The organism is Acinetobacter sp. I-MWF (assembly GCF_025433935.1).
GTDB lineage: Bacteria > Pseudomonadota > Gammaproteobacteria > Pseudomonadales > Moraxellaceae > Acinetobacter > Acinetobacter guillouiae.
The window spans coordinates 1005279-1024595 of sequence record NZ_JAMBAR010000001.1 but is presented as its reverse complement, the minus strand read 5'-3'; the positions used below and the strand labels follow the sequence as shown (position 1 = coordinate 1024595).

Annotated in this window: 20 protein-coding genes and 1 riboswitch; of the genes, 12 read left to right on the top strand and 8 right to left on the bottom strand. The window is 38.6% G+C overall.

The window, feature by feature from the left end; all coding sequences use genetic code 11:
• The first annotated feature begins 156 nt into the window (after positions 1 to 156).
• Positions 157 to 314: riboswitch (FMN riboswitch) on the top strand.
• 108 nt (positions 315 to 422) lie between these two features.
• Positions 423 to 1082, top strand: coding sequence for a 3,4-dihydroxy-2-butanone-4-phosphate synthase (ribB, locus tag M2R48_RS04855; RefSeq protein ID WP_004819596.1), 660 nt, complete (start codon positions 423 to 425; stop codon positions 1080 to 1082).
• Between the two features lie 212 nt (positions 1083 to 1294).
• Here ribB and M2R48_RS04850 read toward each other — a convergent pair whose 3' ends face one another.
• Positions 1295 to 1777 carry a DUF1289 domain-containing protein gene (locus tag M2R48_RS04850; protein WP_004722515.1) on the bottom strand — a complete coding sequence of 161 codons (483 nt, stop codon included), beginning with the start codon at positions 1775 to 1777 and terminating at the stop codon, positions 1295 to 1297.
• A 235-nt stretch (positions 1778 to 2012) separates the two neighbouring features.
• Here M2R48_RS04850 and M2R48_RS04845 point away from each other — a divergent pair, with 235 nt between their 5' ends.
• From M2R48_RS04845 to M2R48_RS04835, 3 genes are all read left to right on the top strand, one after another.
• A complete protein-coding gene (locus tag M2R48_RS04845; protein WP_262085262.1) occupies positions 2013 to 2945 on the top strand; it encodes a rhodanese-related sulfurtransferase in 933 nt (310 codons plus the stop codon).
• A 171-nt stretch (positions 2946 to 3116) separates the two neighbouring features.
• Entirely contained in the window at positions 3117 to 3692 is a 576-nt protein-coding gene (locus tag M2R48_RS04840; protein ID WP_262087446.1) for a DedA family protein, read from the top strand.
• A gap of 608 nt (positions 3693 to 4300) precedes the next feature.
• Positions 4301 to 4909, top strand: a complete 609-nt coding sequence (locus M2R48_RS04835; protein WP_262085261.1) for a LysE family translocator — start codon at positions 4301 to 4303, stop codon at positions 4907 to 4909.
• A gap of 72 nt (positions 4910 to 4981) precedes the next feature.
• On the opposite strand, the gene M2R48_RS04830 is transcribed toward M2R48_RS04835, so the two are convergent.
• Both M2R48_RS04830 and M2R48_RS04825 read right to left on the bottom strand, forming a co-directional pair.
• Entirely contained in the window at positions 4982 to 5506 is a 525-nt protein-coding gene (locus M2R48_RS04830) for a YecA family protein (RefSeq protein ID WP_004722523.1), read from the bottom strand.
• 66 nt (positions 5507 to 5572) lie between these two features.
• Positions 5573 to 5779: a PA3496 family putative envelope integrity protein gene (locus M2R48_RS04825; protein WP_004722524.1), complete on the bottom strand. Its 207-nt coding sequence runs from the start codon at positions 5777 to 5779 to the stop codon at positions 5573 to 5575.
• Positions 5780 to 6110: 331 nt separating this feature from the next.
• Here M2R48_RS04825 and rpoD point away from each other — a divergent pair, with 331 nt between their 5' ends.
• The 6 genes from rpoD to M2R48_RS04795 all read left to right on the top strand — a co-directional run bounded on the left by rpoD (position 6111) and on the right by M2R48_RS04795 (position 12877).
• Entirely contained in the window at positions 6111 to 8054 is a 1944-nt protein-coding gene (gene rpoD / locus M2R48_RS04820) for an RNA polymerase sigma factor RpoD (RefSeq protein WP_262085260.1), read from the top strand.
• A gap of 127 nt (positions 8055 to 8181) precedes the next feature.
• Positions 8182 to 8469 (top strand): YbeD family protein, encoded by a 288-nt coding sequence (locus M2R48_RS04815; protein ID WP_004722529.1) that lies wholly within the window; start codon positions 8182 to 8184, stop codon positions 8467 to 8469.
• A gap of 171 nt (positions 8470 to 8640) precedes the next feature.
• Entirely contained in the window at positions 8641 to 9330 is a 690-nt protein-coding gene (gene lipB, locus M2R48_RS04810; protein ID WP_262085258.1) for a lipoyl(octanoyl) transferase LipB, read from the top strand.
• Positions 9331 to 9409: 79 nt separating this feature from the next.
• Entirely contained in the window at positions 9410 to 9943 is a 534-nt protein-coding gene (locus M2R48_RS04805) for a hypothetical protein (RefSeq protein ID WP_004819586.1), read from the top strand.
• Positions 9944 to 9946: 3 nt separating this feature from the next.
• Complete coding sequence (locus M2R48_RS04800) at positions 9947 to 11131, top strand: iron-containing alcohol dehydrogenase (RefSeq protein ID WP_262085257.1); 1185 nt, start codon at positions 9947 to 9949, stop codon at positions 11129 to 11131.
• 333 nt (positions 11132 to 11464) lie between these two features.
• A complete protein-coding gene (locus tag M2R48_RS04795; protein WP_004722537.1) occupies positions 11465 to 12877 on the top strand; it encodes an APC family permease in 1413 nt (470 codons plus the stop codon).
• Between the two features lie 74 nt (positions 12878 to 12951).
• Here M2R48_RS04795 and M2R48_RS04790 read toward each other — a convergent pair whose 3' ends face one another.
• Together M2R48_RS04790 and M2R48_RS04785 are read right to left on the bottom strand one after the other, a co-directional pair.
• Positions 12952 to 13509 (bottom strand): flavodoxin family protein, encoded by a 558-nt coding sequence (locus M2R48_RS04790; RefSeq protein WP_262085256.1) that lies wholly within the window; start codon positions 13507 to 13509, stop codon positions 12952 to 12954.
• Positions 13510 to 13540: 31 nt separating this feature from the next.
• A complete protein-coding gene (locus M2R48_RS04785; RefSeq protein WP_262085255.1) occupies positions 13541 to 14242 on the bottom strand; it encodes an SDR family NAD(P)-dependent oxidoreductase in 702 nt (233 codons plus the stop codon).
• Between the two features lie 167 nt (positions 14243 to 14409).
• On the opposite strand from M2R48_RS04785, the gene M2R48_RS04780 reads away from it, so the two are divergent.
• Both M2R48_RS04780 and M2R48_RS04775 read left to right on the top strand, forming a co-directional pair.
• Positions 14410 to 14811: a winged helix-turn-helix transcriptional regulator gene (locus tag M2R48_RS04780; RefSeq protein ID WP_004722540.1), complete on the top strand. Its 402-nt coding sequence runs from the start codon at positions 14410 to 14412 to the stop codon at positions 14809 to 14811.
• Positions 14812 to 14913: 102 nt separating this feature from the next.
• Positions 14914 to 15291, top strand: coding sequence for a hypothetical protein (locus M2R48_RS04775; RefSeq protein WP_262085254.1), 378 nt, complete (start codon positions 14914 to 14916; stop codon positions 15289 to 15291).
• A gap of 692 nt (positions 15292 to 15983) precedes the next feature.
• Here M2R48_RS04775 and M2R48_RS04770 read toward each other — a convergent pair.
• The 3 genes from M2R48_RS04770 to serS all read right to left on the bottom strand — a co-directional run bounded on the left by M2R48_RS04770 (position 15984) and on the right by serS (position 19273).
• Positions 15984 to 16463, bottom strand: a complete 480-nt coding sequence (locus M2R48_RS04770) for a tRNA (cytidine(34)-2'-O)-methyltransferase (protein ID WP_004819563.1) — start codon at positions 16461 to 16463, stop codon at positions 15984 to 15986.
• An 83-nt stretch (positions 16464 to 16546) separates the two neighbouring features.
• On the bottom strand, positions 16547 to 17920 hold the full coding sequence (cysG, locus tag M2R48_RS04765) for a siroheme synthase CysG (RefSeq protein WP_262085253.1): 1374 nt from the start codon (positions 17918 to 17920) through the stop codon (positions 16547 to 16549).
• 81 nt (positions 17921 to 18001) lie between these two features.
• Positions 18002 to 19273: a serine--tRNA ligase gene (gene serS / locus M2R48_RS04760; protein WP_004722550.1), complete on the bottom strand. Its 1272-nt coding sequence runs from the start codon at positions 19271 to 19273 to the stop codon at positions 18002 to 18004.
• Positions 19274 to 19317: the final 44 nt, after the last annotated feature.

Sequence of the window (19317 nt, the reverse complement as noted above, 5' to 3'; positions counted from 1 at the left end):
TTTTATGCTTTGCTATTTGTTGATCACTATGACCACAAATATTCTTTTAAATGTAAAAGTTTAATTATTTTCTATAGCAACTATTGTTCTATCTATAGTACTGATCATTCTAAAAAAAAGCATCCATTTAGTAAAAAAGTGTCTATAATAAATGCACATCGCTTCAGGGCGGGGTGTAATTCCCCACCGGTGGTAAATTGGACGGATTTTCAATCCTGAGCCAACAGCCCACGAGCTTATCACGCTTAATTGTGATTCGCAGATTTGGTGAAATGCCAAAGCCGACGGTATAGTCCGGATGAAAGAAGACGACGTCACAGCTTAAAAAATTCAATATTCGCTATTGGAAAAGGTTTTGTAACGCCACTATTTCAAATGTCCTGAAATGTTCAACCGTATTTTAACTTTACGAGAGCGTTTCAATGTCTAGTTTAATTCAACCCGAAATTTTCTTTTCTGCACTATCCCCTGCAGACCAACGTATCGAACAAGCAATCGAAGATATGCGCCAAGGCAAACCTGTTTTGGTCATGGACGATTTTGATCGTGAAAATGAAGCAGATTTAATTGTTGCAGCAGAAACCCTCAATGTTGAAACCATGGCACGTATGATTCGTGATGGTTCAGGTATTGTCTGCTTAACCATTACCGATGATCTAGCAGATCACCTTGAACTCCCACCGATGGTTCAGGACAATTCAAGTCAATTTAAAACGGCTTTTACCATTACCATCGAAGCAGCACAAGGTGTAACAACAGGCGTTTCTGCAAAAGACCGTACCACCACTATTCATGCTGCAATTAAAACAGGTGCTGTCGCAAGTGATCTGAATCGCCCTGGTCATGTTTTTCCATTGCGTGGTCGTAATGGTGGTGTATTAACCCGTCGTGGACATACAGAAGGTTCTATTGATTTGGCACGTTTAGCCGGTTTAAAACCCGCTGGTGTGTTATGTGAAGTGACCAATCCTGATGGAACAATGGCTTCAGGCATTCAAGTTTTAGCATATGCACAAACGCATCATTTAACGCTGATTACCATTGAAGAATTGGTTCAGTATCGTTTAAAACACAATGTCTAAGAAAATATTTTAAGTCATTAATATTTAGACAGAGTTAAAAAGCCAGTTCAAATCTATGGACTGGCTTTTTAATATTGATTAGATGTTTTGGTTAACGTGCAATGAAATGACAGCGTCAGTTTTTGTTTTAATTTTTTATAAGTGACACTGATTAAAATTAAATAGCCAAAAGTATCAAGCTGATGAATAATAAATCATTGAAGAAACTGAGTTTAAACATCTTCCAAATGTAAAATACTTTGACGAATACCGTCTGCACGTAACCATGCGAAATCATAACTGGCATTGGCCAATGCCAATACACGACGTTCAAACTCATCCCAAAGCGGTTTTACCTGTTTCGCTTGAATTCCCAAACCACTCTCTTCTGCGAGATGTTTATTTTTTTCACAAATTTTTAATGCATGATACAACTTGCGCCCTTTAGAAGCAGAATCCATCACTCGTATACGTTTACCCAAAATAAAACCTTCAATATGTCTTAAATCAGCAAAAGGTAGCATCGGAATTAAAATTTGATCGAGCTGTGCATCCAGCCTCTTCCAAACGGCTAAACGTTGCGCTGAATCATATGTATTCCATTGGATCACTTCATGATTAAAACGACGGCAACCACGACAAACAGAATCACCAAATACCGTTGAACAACGACCAGCGCATGGCGTTAAGGTGGGTATCCGACGTTCGTTACTCAAAATTTACTCCTTACATCAACGATGTGACACACTTTTTCGGCACGAAATAATCATTTCGCAATACTATATATGGTATATAAAATATTTTAAAGCACTATATTTAGTATAAAAACCCATATTTTTTTCAGGGAATAAAAAAACACTACAAAGACTAGGGTTTTCTCGCATATTCATGTAAATCACGCTAAAATATGCGCCTTAAATTTTATTCTATCTTAAATATTTGGAGTACTCCATGAACGCTACTGTAGAACAGCTTGCACCTGTAGAACAGCAAGCGACCTCTGGTTGGGTTGTTGCAGCACTTTATCAATTCAAAGAAGTTCAAGATCCTGCTGATCTTCAACAACGTCTTTTAGACTTGGTAAAAACCATCAACCTTTGCGGTACTCTCATTATTGCAGGTGAAGGAATTAACGGAACTGTTGCTGGCGATCGTCAAGCGGTTGATGTCATTCATCAATTCTTATTGAATGAAGGCTTTAATAGCATGGAATATAAAGAATCACATAGTGATGAAAAGCCATTCCGTAAAATGAAGATTAAGCTAAAGAACGAAATCGTAACTTTAGGTGTAGAAGTCAAACCTCGTGATCTTGTTGGGCATTATCTTGATCCAAAACAATGGAACGAACTGATTGCGCGTGATGACGTGATTTTGATTGATACACGTAATGATTATGAATATAAAGCGGGTACTTTTAAAGGCGCGATTGATCCTAAAACAGAAACCTTTCGTGAATTTCCAGAATACGTAAAAAAAGAACTTGAACAGCATAAAGATAAGAAAATTGCGATGTTCTGTACAGGCGGTATTCGTTGTGAAAAGTCAACATCGCTACTGCTTCAAGAAGGTTTTAACGAGGTGTATCATCTTAAAGGCGGTATTTTAAAATACCTTGAAGAAACCCCTGCTGATGAAAGTATGTGGGAAGGTGAATGTTTCGTATTTGATGGTCGTACTGCGGTGACCCATGGTATGGAAGAAGGCGAAAATATTAAATGTCATGCATGTGGTTGGCCACTTGTTCCTGAAGAAGCCGAGTTGCCAAGTTATGAACATGGTGTTTCTTGCAAATATTGTATTGATAAAACATCTGAGAAACAAAAAGAAGGTTTCCGTATGCGTCAATCACAAATTACTGCAGCAAAACGCAAACGTCTTTAATCACAATCAATTTTAAAATGCTTCACTCAACCGCAGCTTATTGGCTGCGGTTTTTATTTAGATATTTTAACAACACAACAAATTCTCACTATATTTTGATAAATGAAAACCATACCATGTTTATAACGCCCTATTTTTATATATAAAATGACTGATTGGATTATTTCGATCATGGAGCAACTTGGTTACTTTGGTATTGCTCTTTTGATGTTTTTAGACAATGTTTTCCCGCCGATTCCCTCAGAAGTGATTATGCCATCAGCTGGGTTTGCTGCATCTAAAGGTCAATTATTATTATCGGGTGTGATTATCGCAGGCAGCATCGGTTCATTGGTTGCAGCAGCGTTGTTGTATTGGGTGGGTCGAAAAATCCCAAATCAAAGCATTTTTAATTGGGTTGACCGCTATGGTAAATACCTTTTTATCAAATCAGAAGATGTCAAAAAAGCTTTAGATTGGTTTGAAAAATATGGACATCGCGTGGTTTTCTTTGGGCGAATGGTTCCCGCAGTTCGTTCTTTGATTAGTATCCCTGCAGGCATGAGTCATATGCCCTTTTGGAAATTTATGCTGTATAGCAGCGTAGGGACAATTATCTGGACCACTTTTCTTGCATGTGTCGGTTATTATTTTGGAAACAATATAGAACTCATGCAACAAATTTTTAGTCGCGTGGGCTATGTGATCATTATCATTGTTTTAATTTTAGTTGCTTATTTTTTCTATAAAAAATCAAAAGCACGCTAAAAATTATTATGCTCCCAGCATTCAATTAAAACACACTATTTGTGTACATTGAGATTTGTGTGCATTGAGTCAAGCAGACAAATTTGTATTTGCTTGGCCAAGCTCTATGTTCTTAACATTAGCTGTCTGGCAAATAATCAGCGAATTCCAAAAATAACCACAAAGACATTAGAGCTTTCATAAATCAAAATGATCATGCGAAATGAAGCTTGATAGTTCTTTCTCGCTGAGGAAAAGCTAGGATGAGAGGCACTATCTGTTGATTTATGGGTTTTAACAGGATTTATAAAAGAAGCCTATTGTTTATATTTTCTTATACTCCCCGTTTCACTAATGCCGACCAATTGAAACACGATCACCATATATAAATAGCATCATTGTATAAAAATCACCCAACCGTAAACAATACACCACAGCGATCATAAAAAATCACCACACATTCGATGTGAGCAAAACTTCCGAGTGATTGAGAAATTTGAGTGAATTCAACGGCAAGCACTATACATTCCAAAAAATCATGCATTTCATCAAAATATTATCGCTTTAACCCAATACAAATATATGAAAAATATAAAAATAATTAAAACTGTGTAAAAAAGGATACATGAGTGAATGAAATGATTGCTGTGATCTTAATCACCTGCTTGGCAGTAATAAGTCCTGGCGCTGATTTTGCTATCGTGACACGAAACAGTTATTTATATGGTCGAAATATTGGATTAAGCACTGCTTTAGGTATTGCTTGCGGTGTTTGGATACATGTGGGTTATAGCCTACTTGGCCTGGGTTTTTTAAAAAATCATATGCCCTATCTTTTACAAACAATTCAATATATTGGCGCTGCTTATTTAATTTATCTTGGCTATAAAACATTTACTCAGGCAAAAATAAAACTGGATGAAATTGGTGTTGGTATCAGTAGCTGGCAAGCGTTTAAACATGGTTTTTTAACCAATAGCCTAAATCCCAAAACAACTTTATTTGTAATCAGTTTATTTGCTCAGCTGATGACTTCTACAGGAAATTCGACCATTCAGCTTTTTGCTTATGGTGCGTTTATTTCGCTGAGTCATTTTGTTTGGTTTGGCTTGATTGCCTTATTTTGTGCACATCCCAGCATACGAAATAAAATTTTAGATCGCCAAGTGGTGACCAATCGTGTGATTGGCCTTTTACTGTTTATTTTAGGTTGTAGCCTATTATTTGCACGGTTTTAACTATTGGCGTAAATCACCAACAAAAAAAGCATGCCACTTTTCAGTGAGCATGCTTTTTTTTATACGCGCAAATTAATTTGGTGTGTGGTACATCAAATAAATTTCATTTAGATTTTCAGGAATTTCTTCAGCAATCTCGTCCATTAACTGGCCGTTGCGGCGGAAAGATTCCATTTGAGGATCTTCATCATCAATACCACTGAACACCATCATTGGTAGTGTGAGATCAACAACTTGATCTTCATATTCTGGTGCAAACCAAGCTTCTTCATTCAGGAACATTGCATCGACAAAGCCAACACTCCAGTCGCCTAAGCTTGATTCAACATCAGCTTCTTCAATTTCAAAAGGAAATGTAATTCCTTCTTCATTGGCTAAGTTTTGACGAATCGCTTCAAGCCATGCTTTGATTTGTACAATGATTTCTGCTGGAACTTTCTTTTGATTATTATCAAATAGCTCATCAAGCCATTTATCAAAAGTAGGACCAACCGCAATTGCGCACAAGAAACCATGAGTCGCTGCGAAATCTAGACCAAATTCATTTTGGTCACCATCTAGATAATCACTCAGTAGGTCTAAATCTAAAGCACTCATTTTGTTTCCAGTAAATTTGTATCAGATTTAAGCATAGCATTTTCCCACGCCATGCCCAATGAATTTTTAATCTTCGTCATCAAAATCATCGTCATCATCAATGTCATAATCAAAATCTTTTAAATCTTTTTCTAAACGACGTTGAGCAAGTAAATCATCGATCAAACGTCGCTTTTCTAAAGATTCTTTGGCGCTAATTTTGCTTGATGACTCATCGAAACTAACATCATCATCACCGTAGTTATCATCTAGTTCAAAATCTGTAGAAGACACTAAAACTACCTCATAATGAAAAAAAGTGAATGGGTCTAGGCGCTATTTATCTGTCTTCAGAAAACTTGTCAAGTTTTTTCCGTTTTTTTTACATTTAAATGCGAATTTGGGCTTTTTTCGAGCCCTATTTTATGTAATGATATAATCCACCCTGCGTCTTACTATTTTATGACATTTTCTGAATAGAAATCGCACGGGATGATCTTGAAAATAACAATTTCACCCCCACCTATTTGATTGAATTTAAATTCTGAATATTTTATCGGACAGTTTTATGCTGATTTCTTCCGATGGAATATGCGAGCTATTCAAAGATATATTTTAACAGATTGTGCGATTACGCACGGTTTTTCATTGCCACAGATTCAACGAGAAGAGAGTAAAGATGAGCGAAATGCATTCCCCTACTTCCCAAGTAGCGGCTCTTATTAGCCGAGGCAAAGAACAAGGTTACTTAACCTACGCTGAGGTTAACGATCATCTCCCAGACTCGATCACCGAAAGCGAACAGATTGAAGACATTATCCAAATGCTTCAAGACGTTGGTATTCCAGTTCATGAACGTGCACCTGAAACTGACGATGCAATGTTCGAAGGGAATAGCGAAGCTGGCGATGAAGTTGCAGAAGAAGAAGCTGCTGCAGTACTTGCCTCTGTAGAAAATGAGCCAGGTCGTACCACTGACCCAGTACGTATGTATATGCGTGAAATGGGTACCGTTGAACTTTTAACACGTGAAGGCGAAATTAGTATTGCCAAACGTATTGAAGAAGGTATTCGTGACGTTTTGCATTCAATTGCATACTGGCCAAATGCTGTAGAAGTTGTTTTACAAGAATATAAAGATTATGAAACTGGCGAACGTCGCCTTGCTGATATTTTATCAGGCTATTTAGATCCTGAATCTGACGAAGTGATTCCAGAAGTTTTAGAAGACGAAGCTGAAGTAATCGTTGAAGAAGAAGATAGTTCTGCAAAACCGACTAAAGAAGTGAAGTTGGATGATGAAGACGAAGAAGAAGAGTCTGAAAGTGATGACGATTCTGAAGGTGAATCTGGTCCAGATCCTGAAATCGCAAAAGCGCGTTTTGAAGAGCTAGAAGCAGTTTGGAACAGTGCAAAAGTTGCAATTGCGCAACATGGCCGTAACAGTACTCAAGGTACTGAGGCAATGGAAGCACTGGCAACTGTGTTTATGATGTTTAAATTTACGCCGCGTTTATTTGACATCATTTCAGAGATGATTCGTGGCACGCACGAACAAATTCGTACCTCTGAACGTGAAGTGATGCGTTATGCAGTTCGTCGTGGTCGTATGGATCGTACACAGTTCCGTACATCGTTCCCGGGTCAGGAATCAAATCCTGCTTGGTTAGATGAACAAATTGCAAAAGCACCTGCTGAATTAAAAGGCTATTTAGAAAAAGTTCGTCCAGATGTATTGGCATTCCAACAAAAGATTGCTGATATTGAAAGAGACCTTGATCTAAACGTTAAAGAAATTAAAGACATTTCTAAACGTATGGCGATTGGTGAAGCCAAAGCTCGTCGTGCCAAGAAAGAAATGGTTGAAGCCAACTTACGTTTGGTAATTTCAATTGCGAAAAAATACACAAACCGTGGTTTACAATTCTTGGATTTAATTCAAGAAGGTAACATTGGTTTGATGAAAGCGGTAGACAAGTTTGAATACCGTCGTGGTTATAAGTTCTCGACCTATGCAACATGGTGGATTCGTCAGGCGATTACCCGTTCAATCGCGGACCAAGCACGTACAATTCGTATCCCTGTACATATGATCGAAACGATTAACAAGATCAACCGTGTATCTCGCCAATTACTTCAAGAAATGGGTCGTGAACCGACTCCTGAAGAATTAGGTGAACGTCTAGAAATGGACGAAGTTAAAGTTCGTAAGGTGCTTAAGATTGCTAAAGAGCCAATTTCTATGGAAACGCCAATTGGTGATGATGAAGATTCTCATCTTGGCGATTTCATTGAAGATAGCAACATCACTTCACCAGTCGATGCTGCGACTTCAGAAGGCTTAAAAGAAGCAACACGTGAAGTACTTGAAAACTTAACTGAACGTGAAGCAAAAGTCTTAAAAATGCGTTTTGGTATCGACATGCCGACTGACCACACTTTGGAAGAAGTAGGTAAACAGTTTGATGTAACACGTGAACGTATTCGTCAGATTGAAGCCAAAGCTTTACGTAAACTTCGTCATCCTTCTCGTTCAGAACACTTACGTTCGTTCCTTGAAAATGACTAAGTTGAATTTGTTTAATCTATGAATACTTTCGGGACTTGAAAATCAATCGAGTAACCCCATTAAGTATTTAAGAGAAACTCAATGCCTGCACTTATGCAGGCATTGTTGATAAATTAGAGGTGAAAAAATGTTAGACCGCACTCCATCTCGCGAATTACAAGAAGATCTTTGGGTTTTTCCAATGGATTACCCAATTAAATTGATTGGTAATGCGGGTGAAGAATTACGTGGTGCTGTAGTTGAAATTTTGGTAAAACATTTCCCTGAATTTAATGAAGCGACACTTGTTGTACAACCATCACGTACTGGTAAATATCATTCGATTACAGCTCAATTACGTTTTGAAGAGCTTGAGCAAGTGCATGCCTTGTATGCTGACCTTGCTGCTTGCGAACATATTCGTACTGCCTTGTAATGCTGAAATGAATTAAAAAACACGCCACAATGGCGTGTTTTTTTTCACCCTGATTTTATCGGGGAATATGCCCTGCTGGCTTATTTGCAAATGATCAGCAATTGCTTTCACTTTTCCAAACTAAATTTCTTTATAATTAAAGCGATTTCTATATTTTAAGGGCACTTGTCTGTGAACGATGCTGTTCTAAAACCACATCTGATTATTCGTCAATATCAAGACTTAACGCCTTATGCCGAGCGTTTTCAGGAAATGAAATCTTTTACTGAACAACGTGATGAAAATTCTCCAGATCAGCTTTGGATCTTGCAACATCCTGACGTACTGACTCAGGGACAAGCAGGCAAACCTGAACATATTTTAATGCACAGTGATATCCCTGTTGTTCAATCAGATCGTGGTGGACAAGTTACCTGGCATGGTCCTGGTCAAATGGTGATTTATTTCATGTTTGATTTAAATCGCTTGAAATGGAATGTGCGTACATTGGTCACTTATGCAGAGCACTTAATGATCAATCTGCTCAAGAAATATGATGTCGATGCCTATGCCAAAGCTGATGCACCAGGTGTTTATGTCAACGAACGTAAAATTGGTTCACTGGGCTTTAAAATCCGCAGAGGACGTAGTTATCACGGGTTAGCATTAAATATTGATTGTAACTTAGATGGCTTCCATACCATTAACCCATGTGGTTATGCTGGTTTGGAAATGGTCCGTGTTTGCGATTTGATTAAAAATTATCCTGATTACAAGCAACTATCAAAAGATGTGATTGAGTATTTTCAACAGAGTGGTAACTTTAGTGATATTGAAGTTATCGACAAAAAATCAAATGACCATGAAGTCATTCACAAATAAATCGCTTTATTTTTATCTGAAAACAAATTAGAGTAATTACTCTAAAACAAAAGTACAATTTTATATAAGGGACTAACGAGTGATTTCAAGTAAATCTATCAAACCCGCTTTAGAACAAGCCTATGTCAAACTCATGATGGATGTGATTGGCAGAGGTTTGGTCATGGCGAGTCAAGTTGATGATGAAATTAAACATGAAGTATCTGTACTCCCTGTTGGTTTTACATTATCAATGAAAGTTTTTCCAAACGGCGCTTCATTTATTGCCAGAGTCAATCAAAACAAGCAGCTTGAACTGGTTAAATCTTTAGATGTTAAGCCTGATCTATCGATTATTTTCAAACATGTTCATCATGCTTTTTTAGTCTTTTCATTTCAGGAAAGTACAGCTCAAGCTTTTGCAAATGACCGTATGATCGCTGATGGAGATGTGGCACATGCCATCCGTTTAGTGCGTTGTCTGAATAAAATGGAAGCATTAATTTTACCTAAACTGGTTGCTGAACTCGCGGTAAAAGAATATCCATCAGAATTAAGCTTAAAAGAAAAATTAGCGGGCGCTGCAAATATCTATCTTAAAGTTGCCCAATCATATTTAAAAGGGAGTGCTTAACACATGGCTAAACCATATTACGAATTTTTCTGTCCTGTAAAAGTGATTGCTGGTCATGCTGCACTCGAACATATTCCTTTCGAACTTGCATCATTAGGCGCTAAACGCCCAATGATCATCACCGATAAAGGTGTGCGTGCCAATCACCTTTTAGCACCTCTTGAAGCTGCATTTGAATCTACTGACATTGAAATTGGCATTATTTTTGATGATGTTCCACCTGATTCAAGCCTTGAAACAGTTCGTGCTGCAGCACAAGCGTATCGTGAAAATAACTGTGATGCGATTATTGCTGTGGGTGGCGGTTCGGTTATTGATACCTCTAAAACAGCCAATATTTTAGTCTCCGAGGGTGGCGATGATTTACTTAAGTATTCAGGTGCACACAACCTCCCTCGCCCACTTAAACCTTTTTTTGTGATTCCTACGACATCAGGTACAGGCTCAGAAGTGACCTTGGCTGCGGTCGTATCAGACAATCAAAAAAATGTGAAAATGGCATTTGCCTCAAATTACCTAATGCCGCATGCGGCGATTCTTGATCCACGTATGACCCAAACATTGCCGCCACATCTGACAGCAATGACAGCGATGGATGCCATGACACATGCTGTAGAAGCTTATACCTGTATTGCAGCCAATCCAATTTCCGATGCGTATGCAACTGCTGCCATCAAAAAGATCAGTACAAGTTTATTTGATGTACTGGATCATCCTAGTGATGCAACAGGCCGCTTAGAACTTGCTCAAGCTTCAACAATGGCTGGCATTGCATTTTCTAATTCAATGGTTGGTATTGTGCATTCTCTTGGTCATGCTTTAGGTGCAGTAGCGCATTTGCCTCATGGCTTATGTATGAATCTCTTTCTTCCTTATGTTTTGGAATACAACAAGGAAGTGAATGGTGACAAGATTGCCGATCTATTATTGCCACTTGCTGGTGCTGATATTTACGCACAGACCCCTGCAAACCAGCGTGCGGATAAGGCCATAGAAACGTTAAATACCATGCGTGATCGTCTCTATCATTTGACTAAGCTTCCACGTACCTTGAGTGAAACAGGTAAAGTTACTCAAGCACAGCTGGATGAAGTTGCCGAAAAAGCGCTCAATGACGGCTCAATTATTTTCAATCCGAAAGAAGCAACCTTTAAAGATTTAAAGTCAATCTTAGAAAAAGCTTGGTAATTGTCTAAAATTGCGACAATATAGAGCGAGCTATTGGCACTAAGTCTATGTTTGCAGTGATGTAGTCTACAGATGAAATGTTGACAGCCCCCGATAGTAAATAGCCTGATGTTTATCTAAACATCGGGCTTTTATCTTGCAGAATGGGCAGTCACTTATTTTTTGATCAAGATGGCACGTTTTCTGCTAAAAAAGCCAACAAAGTTACTGACAAATGTGACCTTTTAGAGTAGATTGGCGCACTTTTGTTTTATTCTTAGGGGGGATCGTTCGTCTCAAACGATCCTTATAAATATGACTGATCCTTGATCAACGATTAAGAGGATAACGCCGTTGACAGATATCTCTGGGACTCAATCCACAGCAAAACTGAAAAAAAATCTTGTGCTGTGGCATATTATCATTATTGGTCTAGCGTATATTCAGCCACTTACCTTATTTGATACCTTTGGTTTAGTGTCAGACGGAAGCCATGGACATGTTCCAACTTCTTATATTTTTGCGCTTGTTGCCATCCTTCTGACCTCTATCAGTTATGGTCATATGATCAAGCGCTACCCTTCGTCAGGGTCTGCTTATACCTATGCGCAAAAATCGATTCACCCGAATGTCGGCTTTATGGTTGGCTGGTCTTCTTGGTTAGATTATTTATTATCTCCACTCGTCAACATCATTTTGGCTGATATTTACTTAAGAGCCTTATTCCCAGATGTGAATAACTGGATCTGGGTCATTGCACTGACGGCAATTATGACTGTGATCAACTTGTTTGGTTCACGTTTTGTTGCTCGATTTAACAGTACCATTGTAGTGGTGCAACTTGCGATCATCTTCTACTTTGTTTATGAAGTTTACTTACTATTAACTCAGGGTATTTACGCAGATGGCACCTTAAACCCAGATAAAGCTGAATTATGGTCACTTGCTCCATTCTGGAGTGAAATGACTGCAATTGGTGCATTAATCGGTGGTGCAACGATTCTTTGTTTCTCTTTCACAGGTTTTGATGCGTTATCATCCCTTGCAGAAGAAACCAAAGATGCTGAAAAAACCTTACCAAAAGCAATTTTCTCTACAGCGTTGATCGCGGGTATTATCTTTATTTTTAGTACCTATTTTATTCAGTTATTTTTCCCAAGTAATGCCAATCTTTACTTTAATCCGCTGGATGAATCTCAACCTGTGATGCTTGAAGCACTTGGCAATGCAACCATTTTAACGGCAATTACAGGTATCGCATTTAAAAAGTTAGTATTGTATTTTGCGGTCATTGCTGTACTGGCTTCTGGTATTTCTGCACACGCTGGGGTATCCCGTTTGATGTATGTAATGGGTCGTGATGGCGTCATTAACAAAAAGATTTTTGGTCATATTAGTCCAAAATTACATACCCCGACTTATAATATTTTGATTGTTGGTGTTGTTGCGTTATCAGCGGGTTTTCTTGACCTTGAACATATTGTCAACTTAATTAGCTTTGGTGCTTTAACTGCATTTAGTTTTGTTAATTTCTCTGTGATTTCACGTTACGCCTTACGTGACGGCAGAACAAAATCACTGAAAGAAATCATCAATTATGTGGTGATTCCATCTCTTGGTTTTGCCAGCGTGTTCTTGATGTGGTTAGAAATTGATGAAATGGCATTAAAACTCGGGCTTGCATGGGCTGTATTAGGTGTTGCCTATTTAGCCTATAAAACTCGTGGTTTCCGCTACCCTGCACCACAACACAATGAACATGAATAATTGATTATTGTGGGTGTAATCAAATAAGAAAGGCGCTTTATGCGCCTTTCTTATTTTAGTCATATCAACTGCAATTATGCTGCAATAAATTTTTCCGTTATCGCTTTGATTCGTTTTGCATATTGTTTTGCAGTCTCTAAATCACCGCTTGGAATCTCATCTGTACTGGCATCAGCAGGTGATTGAACCAATAAGCCGACAGAACCGCCTAAGCTGTTCACATCCTGACGTGTAGCGCTTTTAGTGTTTGATGGTGCCAAACCAAGACTGACCCAAATACCACCATGTTGTGAAGCCAAGGTATGTAAAGAAATTAACGTGACTTGCTTATCACCATTCAAACTTGCACTGTTGGTAAAACCACCGAAAACTTTATTTGCCCATGCACGAGTAAACCAACGCTTAGAAGATGCATCTGCAAATTTTTTAAATTGCCAAGGCACACCGCCCATGTAAGTTGGCGCACCAAATACGATTGCATCTGCAGTATCTAAAGTGTCCCAATCCTGATCTTGAATATTGCCCTCTTGATCCACTTCGATGAGCGTTGCCTGAATTTCATAGGCAAAAGTTTCTGCAATGACTTTGGTATGACCATAACCTGAATGATAAACAACAGCGATTTTTGACATGATAAGTCCTCTGATTGAGATGATAGGTATATTAATGTTTGATATAACTTGGAGGGGTTGCAGTTAGACCTTGTTTGAGTTGTTGGGTAGATTCCCCAACCAACACTTCAAAGGCATTTTGTTGAATTCCATCAAATACATGTTGCGCCACTGTATGTGGAGAAATTTTGGCAATATCCAGTGATTGGGTTAAATCTGTGTCGATAAAACCAACATGTACCCCCATCACATGAACATTGGCTTTTGCTAACCATTGCCGAGTTGAATTGGTAAATGACCATGCTGCCGCTTTAGAAATCGCATAACTAGCTAACATCGTGCTGGGTTCCCAAGACACATCCGATAAAATATTAACGATATAACTTTCAGCATGGCTTGCTAAAATTGGAGAGAATTGCTGAGTTGTATTGATCACACCATAAAGATTGGTTTCTAAAACCGCCCGTGTCACTGCTGCAATATTTGCATCTACAGGGCTTTCATTTAAGCGTGCAATACCTGCATTGTTGATTAATAGATTGACATCACCACATTCTGCAACAGCTTTTTGAATAGATACGGAATCTGTGACATCTACAACAATCGGAATAATACCCTGTTGATTAAAATCTTGAAGATTACGCATTCCTGCATAAACTTTCTTGGCGCCACGTTGTATCGCTTGCTGGGCAAGTGCTAAACCTAGACCACGATTTGCACCCGTAATAAAAACGACCGCATCTGTTATTTTCATTAAAACCACGCTCATAAATATAAAAGGGTCGATCAATGCTATCAATCAGCAGAAGTTGTATTGACCTGATTAATTTATGATATACTTTTGAAATCTAGTATCAATTAGTTACTACATGGTAACTGGTCATTTCTTGGTTATAACTTTCCAAATTGAGGTATAGATTGATGACTAATGCATTCAATTTTAATATTTTTCATCCAAACTGCCCGGCAAGATCTTTTTTTGAAAAATTTGCAGATAAGTGGGTTTTGATGATTATTTATCGACTTCATCAGCACTCTCAACACTTCAACGAACTGAAAAAAAACTTAACTGGCATCTCACCTAAAGTACTTTCTCAGAAATTAAAAATTCTAGAAAGAGATGGATTTATCACCCGTACAATTCATGAGAACAATGTAATTCGTGTTGAATATGCATTAACCTCTCTAGGCTTTGAGTTTGCTCAAACTGCTTTATCATTTAAGCTCTGGGCTGAAGGCAATGTGCAACATGTTATTCGTGCTCAAAAACAATTTGATGCCATTCAAGCAAAAAATGAGCCAGCACTGTTGCAGGAAGCCTAGACCTCAACACTCTAAATATCACTTATACTCAGCTCGCTATGTTGTAAGCATGATATCAACTCAGCGTCATTTGAATAAAAACATAGCAAAGAGGACAAAATAATGAAAATTCCACTGCTCTTTATCCTAGCAATCCTCAGCCATAGTGCGTTTGCATCCTATGAAAATTCTTGTGACTTAGAGGTTAAACTTTTAGAAAACGCGTCTACACGTACGCTATATATCAATAAAGATGGCTTAGGTGAAGTTGAGGAAGCAACACTCAACATCAAAGGTATTGTAAAAAAAGCGCAAGCCGCTGGCCGAGCAGATAGTGGTTGTCAACACTATATCGGCAGAGTCTTAGTAGAAAATTTAAGCGATTTCCCGAATCGCTCTGAATTTAAAAAAGGACAAAAAATTAAACTGAATATCTTAATCACAGATTATAAAGGTATACCGAAATCTGAAACGGTGACCTATTTAGAAGCAAACAAATAGTTAAAATCTGATTTTTTAAGGTCTGAATAAGAAAGTACAAGCATTGGGGTGCAGCCTGATACAGGCTGTCAACACTATTTAGGAACGTTATATAGGCAACCTGTCAAAAAACTCAGACACAAGAATATAATTGCTCTTAATTAATATTTTTAATTAAATCAATTGTATGGAAAAATAAATTATTTGATTATAAAAAAGCTTGCCTTGCATTGCCACACCTTACATTCAAAGTTTAAATAGCTTTGCGTAGGCGGTGCCTCACTTTTCAGAGATGAAAAGTGACAAAAATCTTCTATTGGGCGAGGGGTACGTCCTGTACCCCCGCCCAACGGCGACATCCCTGTCGCCCCGCGATAGGATAAACATCTAGAATTCAAAAGTATAAAAAATGAATCGATAATCAACAGTTTCTAAAAGTTAATACAAAAACTTATGATCAATGACTTGATGTAAATCACTTGTATGAATAATTAGGCGGTTTGACTATAGTTATAGAAGAAAGAATCACTCAAATATTTGGTATATTGCAAAGAAAGGACAAAAAATTAAGATAAATATTCGGATTACTGATTTTAAAGGCAAATCCCAATCTGATGAGATCGCTTATACAACCATAACCACACTGCTCCTTCCCAAAAGGCAATCATAAATGAATATGAATAAAAACCCATCTATGCGATGGGTTATGATTTTTATTTTAACTCTTTAAACCCTTGCTGACGCCATGCTTCATATAGAATTACTGCGGTGGCATTCGATAAATTCAGACTACGTGAATTCGGTGCCATAGGTAAACGAATCCAATGCGACTGAGGGAACATCATACGAACATCTTCTGGTAAACCACGTGTTTCTGGCCCCATCAATAAAGCCACAGGTCGGTTTAAATCTGAGGTATGTGGTGTTTCAGTGCCTTTGGTGGTTAAAGGATAAATCGCATCAAGATCAATTCCCTGCACCTTTAAATGTGCCAAACATTCAGCAAAGTTTTCCCAAACTTTCATATGTGCCCATTCATGATAATCCAATCCTGCACGGCGCAACTTTTTATCATCCAGTTCAAAACCTAGAGGCTTGACTAAATGTAATTGTGCACCTGTATTGGCACATAAACGAATGATATTCCCTGTATTTGCAGGAATTTCAGGCTCGTATAAAACAACATGAATCACGGGAGATCTCTACTTATCAGAATACAACCTAAGTCCTTTAAAAAAGACCATGTCTGTTTTTTAAAGAAAAATTTAGGCAGATATTATTGCCACTGTAACTGTTCGCGTAAACTCACCACTTCACCAATAATGGTCAAAGTAGGCGCTTGAATATGGTTTTCTTCAACTTTTGATGCAATATCTGCCAATGTTCCAACCACCACCTTTTGATCAGGGGTTGTCCCTTTGGAGATCAAAGCCACTGGCATATTTGGACGTTGACCATGTGATATTAGATTTTCACAAATTTTTTCTAGTCCCACCAAGCCCATATATAAAACCAATGTCTGATTTTCATAAACCAGCTCCTTCCAGGGTAGCTCTGGTGAACCTTCTTTTAAATGTCCCGTCAAAAAACGGACGCTTTGTGCATAATCACGATGTGTAAGCGGAATCCCAGCATAAGCTGAGCACCCTGATGCGGCGGTAATGCCCGGAACAACTTGGAACGTAATATTGGCCGCAAAAAGCTCTTGAATTTCTTCACCACCGCGACCAAATATAAACGGATCACCACCTTTTAGACGGCAGACACGTTTACCTTCGGTGGCATATTTGACCAGTAATGCATTAATCCCATCTTGTGGCACAGAATGATTTGAACGTGCTTTACCCACATAGATTTTTTCAGCATCACGACGACACAATTCTAAAATCGCGGGGGACACTAAGCGATCATAAATCACCACATCCGCTTGCTGCATCAATCTAAGTGCTTTTAAGGTTAACAGCTCTGGATCACCTGGTCCTGCACCCACCAAATAAACTTCACCTTTTGGTTTTTGCCATTTTGTTAAAGCTTGTTCAATTAGACAATCTGCCTCTATGAGATTGTCATTAAACACCTGCTCTTTTAAAGGGCTGGCATATAAATCTTCCCAAAAGATTCGACGTTCATCAGGATTAGTAATCTGTTCTTTAACAGCTTTACGCCATTTCCCAGAAAAATCAGCAAGTTTACCCATTCCATGAGGAATAGACGCTTCAAGCTGAGTACGAATCTGGCGAGATAAAACAGGAGAGGCACCATTGGTGGCAATTGAAACCACCAGTGGTGAACGATCAATGATCGCAGGCACCATAAAGCGACAATGTGGAGGATCATCAACACTGTTGACTAACACATTTAAATCTTCACAAGCTTCAAAAACAGCTTGATTGACAGCTTTATCATTGGTTGCAGCAATCACCAAACGATAGCTACTTAGGCTAATTTGACGGTCAAATTTATCTGCATGATATTGCCCATGGGTTGAATGGACAATATCTAAAAGATTTTGCTCTATATCAGGTGCAACCACATGAATCACTGCACCAGCTTTTGCAAGTAATACTGCTTTGCGGTAAGCAATATGCCCACCACCCACAATCAGACAAGGTTGCCCTTGTAGTTTTAATGAAATTGGGAAAATTTCCACAGTGTTCCTCAAAAGTTCAAATCTGATTGTACTAAGCAATATTTATGCACAAAACTGAACCAAATATCGAGTTTTCGATATTTAGTCGATAAATGTTGCACCAGCCATGTACGGGCGTAACACTTCTGGCACTTCAATAGAGCCATCGGCACGTTGGTAGTTTTCCATCACAGCCAATAAAGTACGACCGACAGCCAAACCAGAACCATTCAAAGTATGTACCAGCTCAGTTTTCTTTTGGTCTGCACGATAACGCGCCATCATACGGCGTGCTTGGAAATCGCCCATATTTGAACAAGAAGAAATCTCACGATATGTATCTTGGCTTGGTACCCAAACTTCTAAATCATAAGTTTTACACGCACCAAAGCCCATATCACCACCACATAAAACGATTTTACGATATGGTAAGCCTAAAGCTTGTAAGATCCCTTCTGCATGACCTGTCAATGCTTCCAAAGCATCCATTGAGTCTTCAGGTTTTACGATTTGGACCATTTCAACTTTGTCGAATTGGTGTTGACGAATCAAACCGCGCGTATCACGACCATAAGAACCTGCCTCACTACGGAAACATGGTGTATGCGCAGCATATTTCAACGGTAAACGGTCAGCATCAATGATTTCATTACGGACAAAGTTCGTCACTGGAACTTCGGCGGTTGGAATCAAATAGTATTCTTTTTCGCCTTGTAATTTAAACAAATCTTCTTCAAATTTAGGCAGTTGACCTGTACCACGCAATGAGTCTGCATTAACAAGATAAGGGACATAAGCTTCGGTATAACCATTTTTCAAGGTATGGGTATCCAGCATGAACTGGGTCAATGCACGTTGTAAACGCGCCAATGGACCTTTCAATACGCTGAAACGTGTGCCCGTTAACTTGGTTGCAGTTTCAAACTCCAACCCACCCATCATTTCGCCAAGGTCAGTATGGTCTTTGATTTCGAAATCAAATTGACGTGGTGTGCCCCACTTTAAAACTTCAACATTATCACTTTCATCTTTCCCTTCTGGCACAGACTCATGTGGCATGTTTGGGATTGAGAGTAGTTTTGCTTCTAATTCAGCTTGAAGTTCATTCAATTCAACTTCAGCGGCTTTAATTTCATCACCAATCGCACCCATACGTGCCATGATTTCTGAAGCATCGCCACCAGATTTTTTGATTTGACCAACTTGTTTCGCACCCGAATTACGCTCTGCCTGTAAGTTTTCAGTTCTAGACTGAATTTCTTTACGGCGAGCTTCTAGTGATGCCCATTCTTCAACGTTGAGTTGTACACCACGTTTGGCTAAGGCTAAGTTTACAGCCTCGATATTATTTCTGATTAATTTCGGGTCGATCATAGTCAATCTAAAGGGTAAGAAAAAAACTGACTATAGTGTAAGCT

Coding starts and splice junctions, on each gene's coding strand:
- serS (WP_004722550.1), bottom strand. CDS start 19,273: ATGATCGACCCGAAATTAATCAGAAATAATATCGAGGCTGTAAACTTA.
- M2R48_RS04780 (WP_004722540.1), top strand. CDS start 14,410: ATGACTAATGCATTCAATTTTAATATTTTTCATCCAAACTGCCCGGCA.
- M2R48_RS04785 (WP_262085255.1), bottom strand. CDS start 14,242: ATGAAAATAACAGATGCGGTCGTTTTTATTACGGGTGCAAATCGTGGT.
- M2R48_RS04815 (WP_004722529.1), top strand. CDS start 8,182: ATGTTAGACCGCACTCCATCTCGCGAATTACAAGAAGATCTTTGGGTT.
- M2R48_RS04790 (WP_262085256.1), bottom strand. CDS start 13,509: ATGTCAAAAATCGCTGTTGTTTATCATTCAGGTTATGGTCATACCAAA.
- ribB (WP_004819596.1), top strand. CDS start 423: ATGTCTAGTTTAATTCAACCCGAAATTTTCTTTTCTGCACTATCCCCT.
- M2R48_RS04845 (WP_262085262.1), top strand. CDS start 2,013: ATGAACGCTACTGTAGAACAGCTTGCACCTGTAGAACAGCAAGCGACC.
- M2R48_RS04800 (WP_262085257.1), top strand. CDS start 9,947: ATGGCTAAACCATATTACGAATTTTTCTGTCCTGTAAAAGTGATTGCT.
- M2R48_RS04775 (WP_262085254.1), top strand. CDS start 14,914: ATGAAAATTCCACTGCTCTTTATCCTAGCAATCCTCAGCCATAGTGCG.
- M2R48_RS04840 (WP_262087446.1), top strand. CDS start 3,117: ATGGAGCAACTTGGTTACTTTGGTATTGCTCTTTTGATGTTTTTAGAC.
- M2R48_RS04830 (WP_004722523.1), bottom strand. CDS start 5,506: ATGAGTGCTTTAGATTTAGACCTACTGAGTGATTATCTAGATGGTGAC.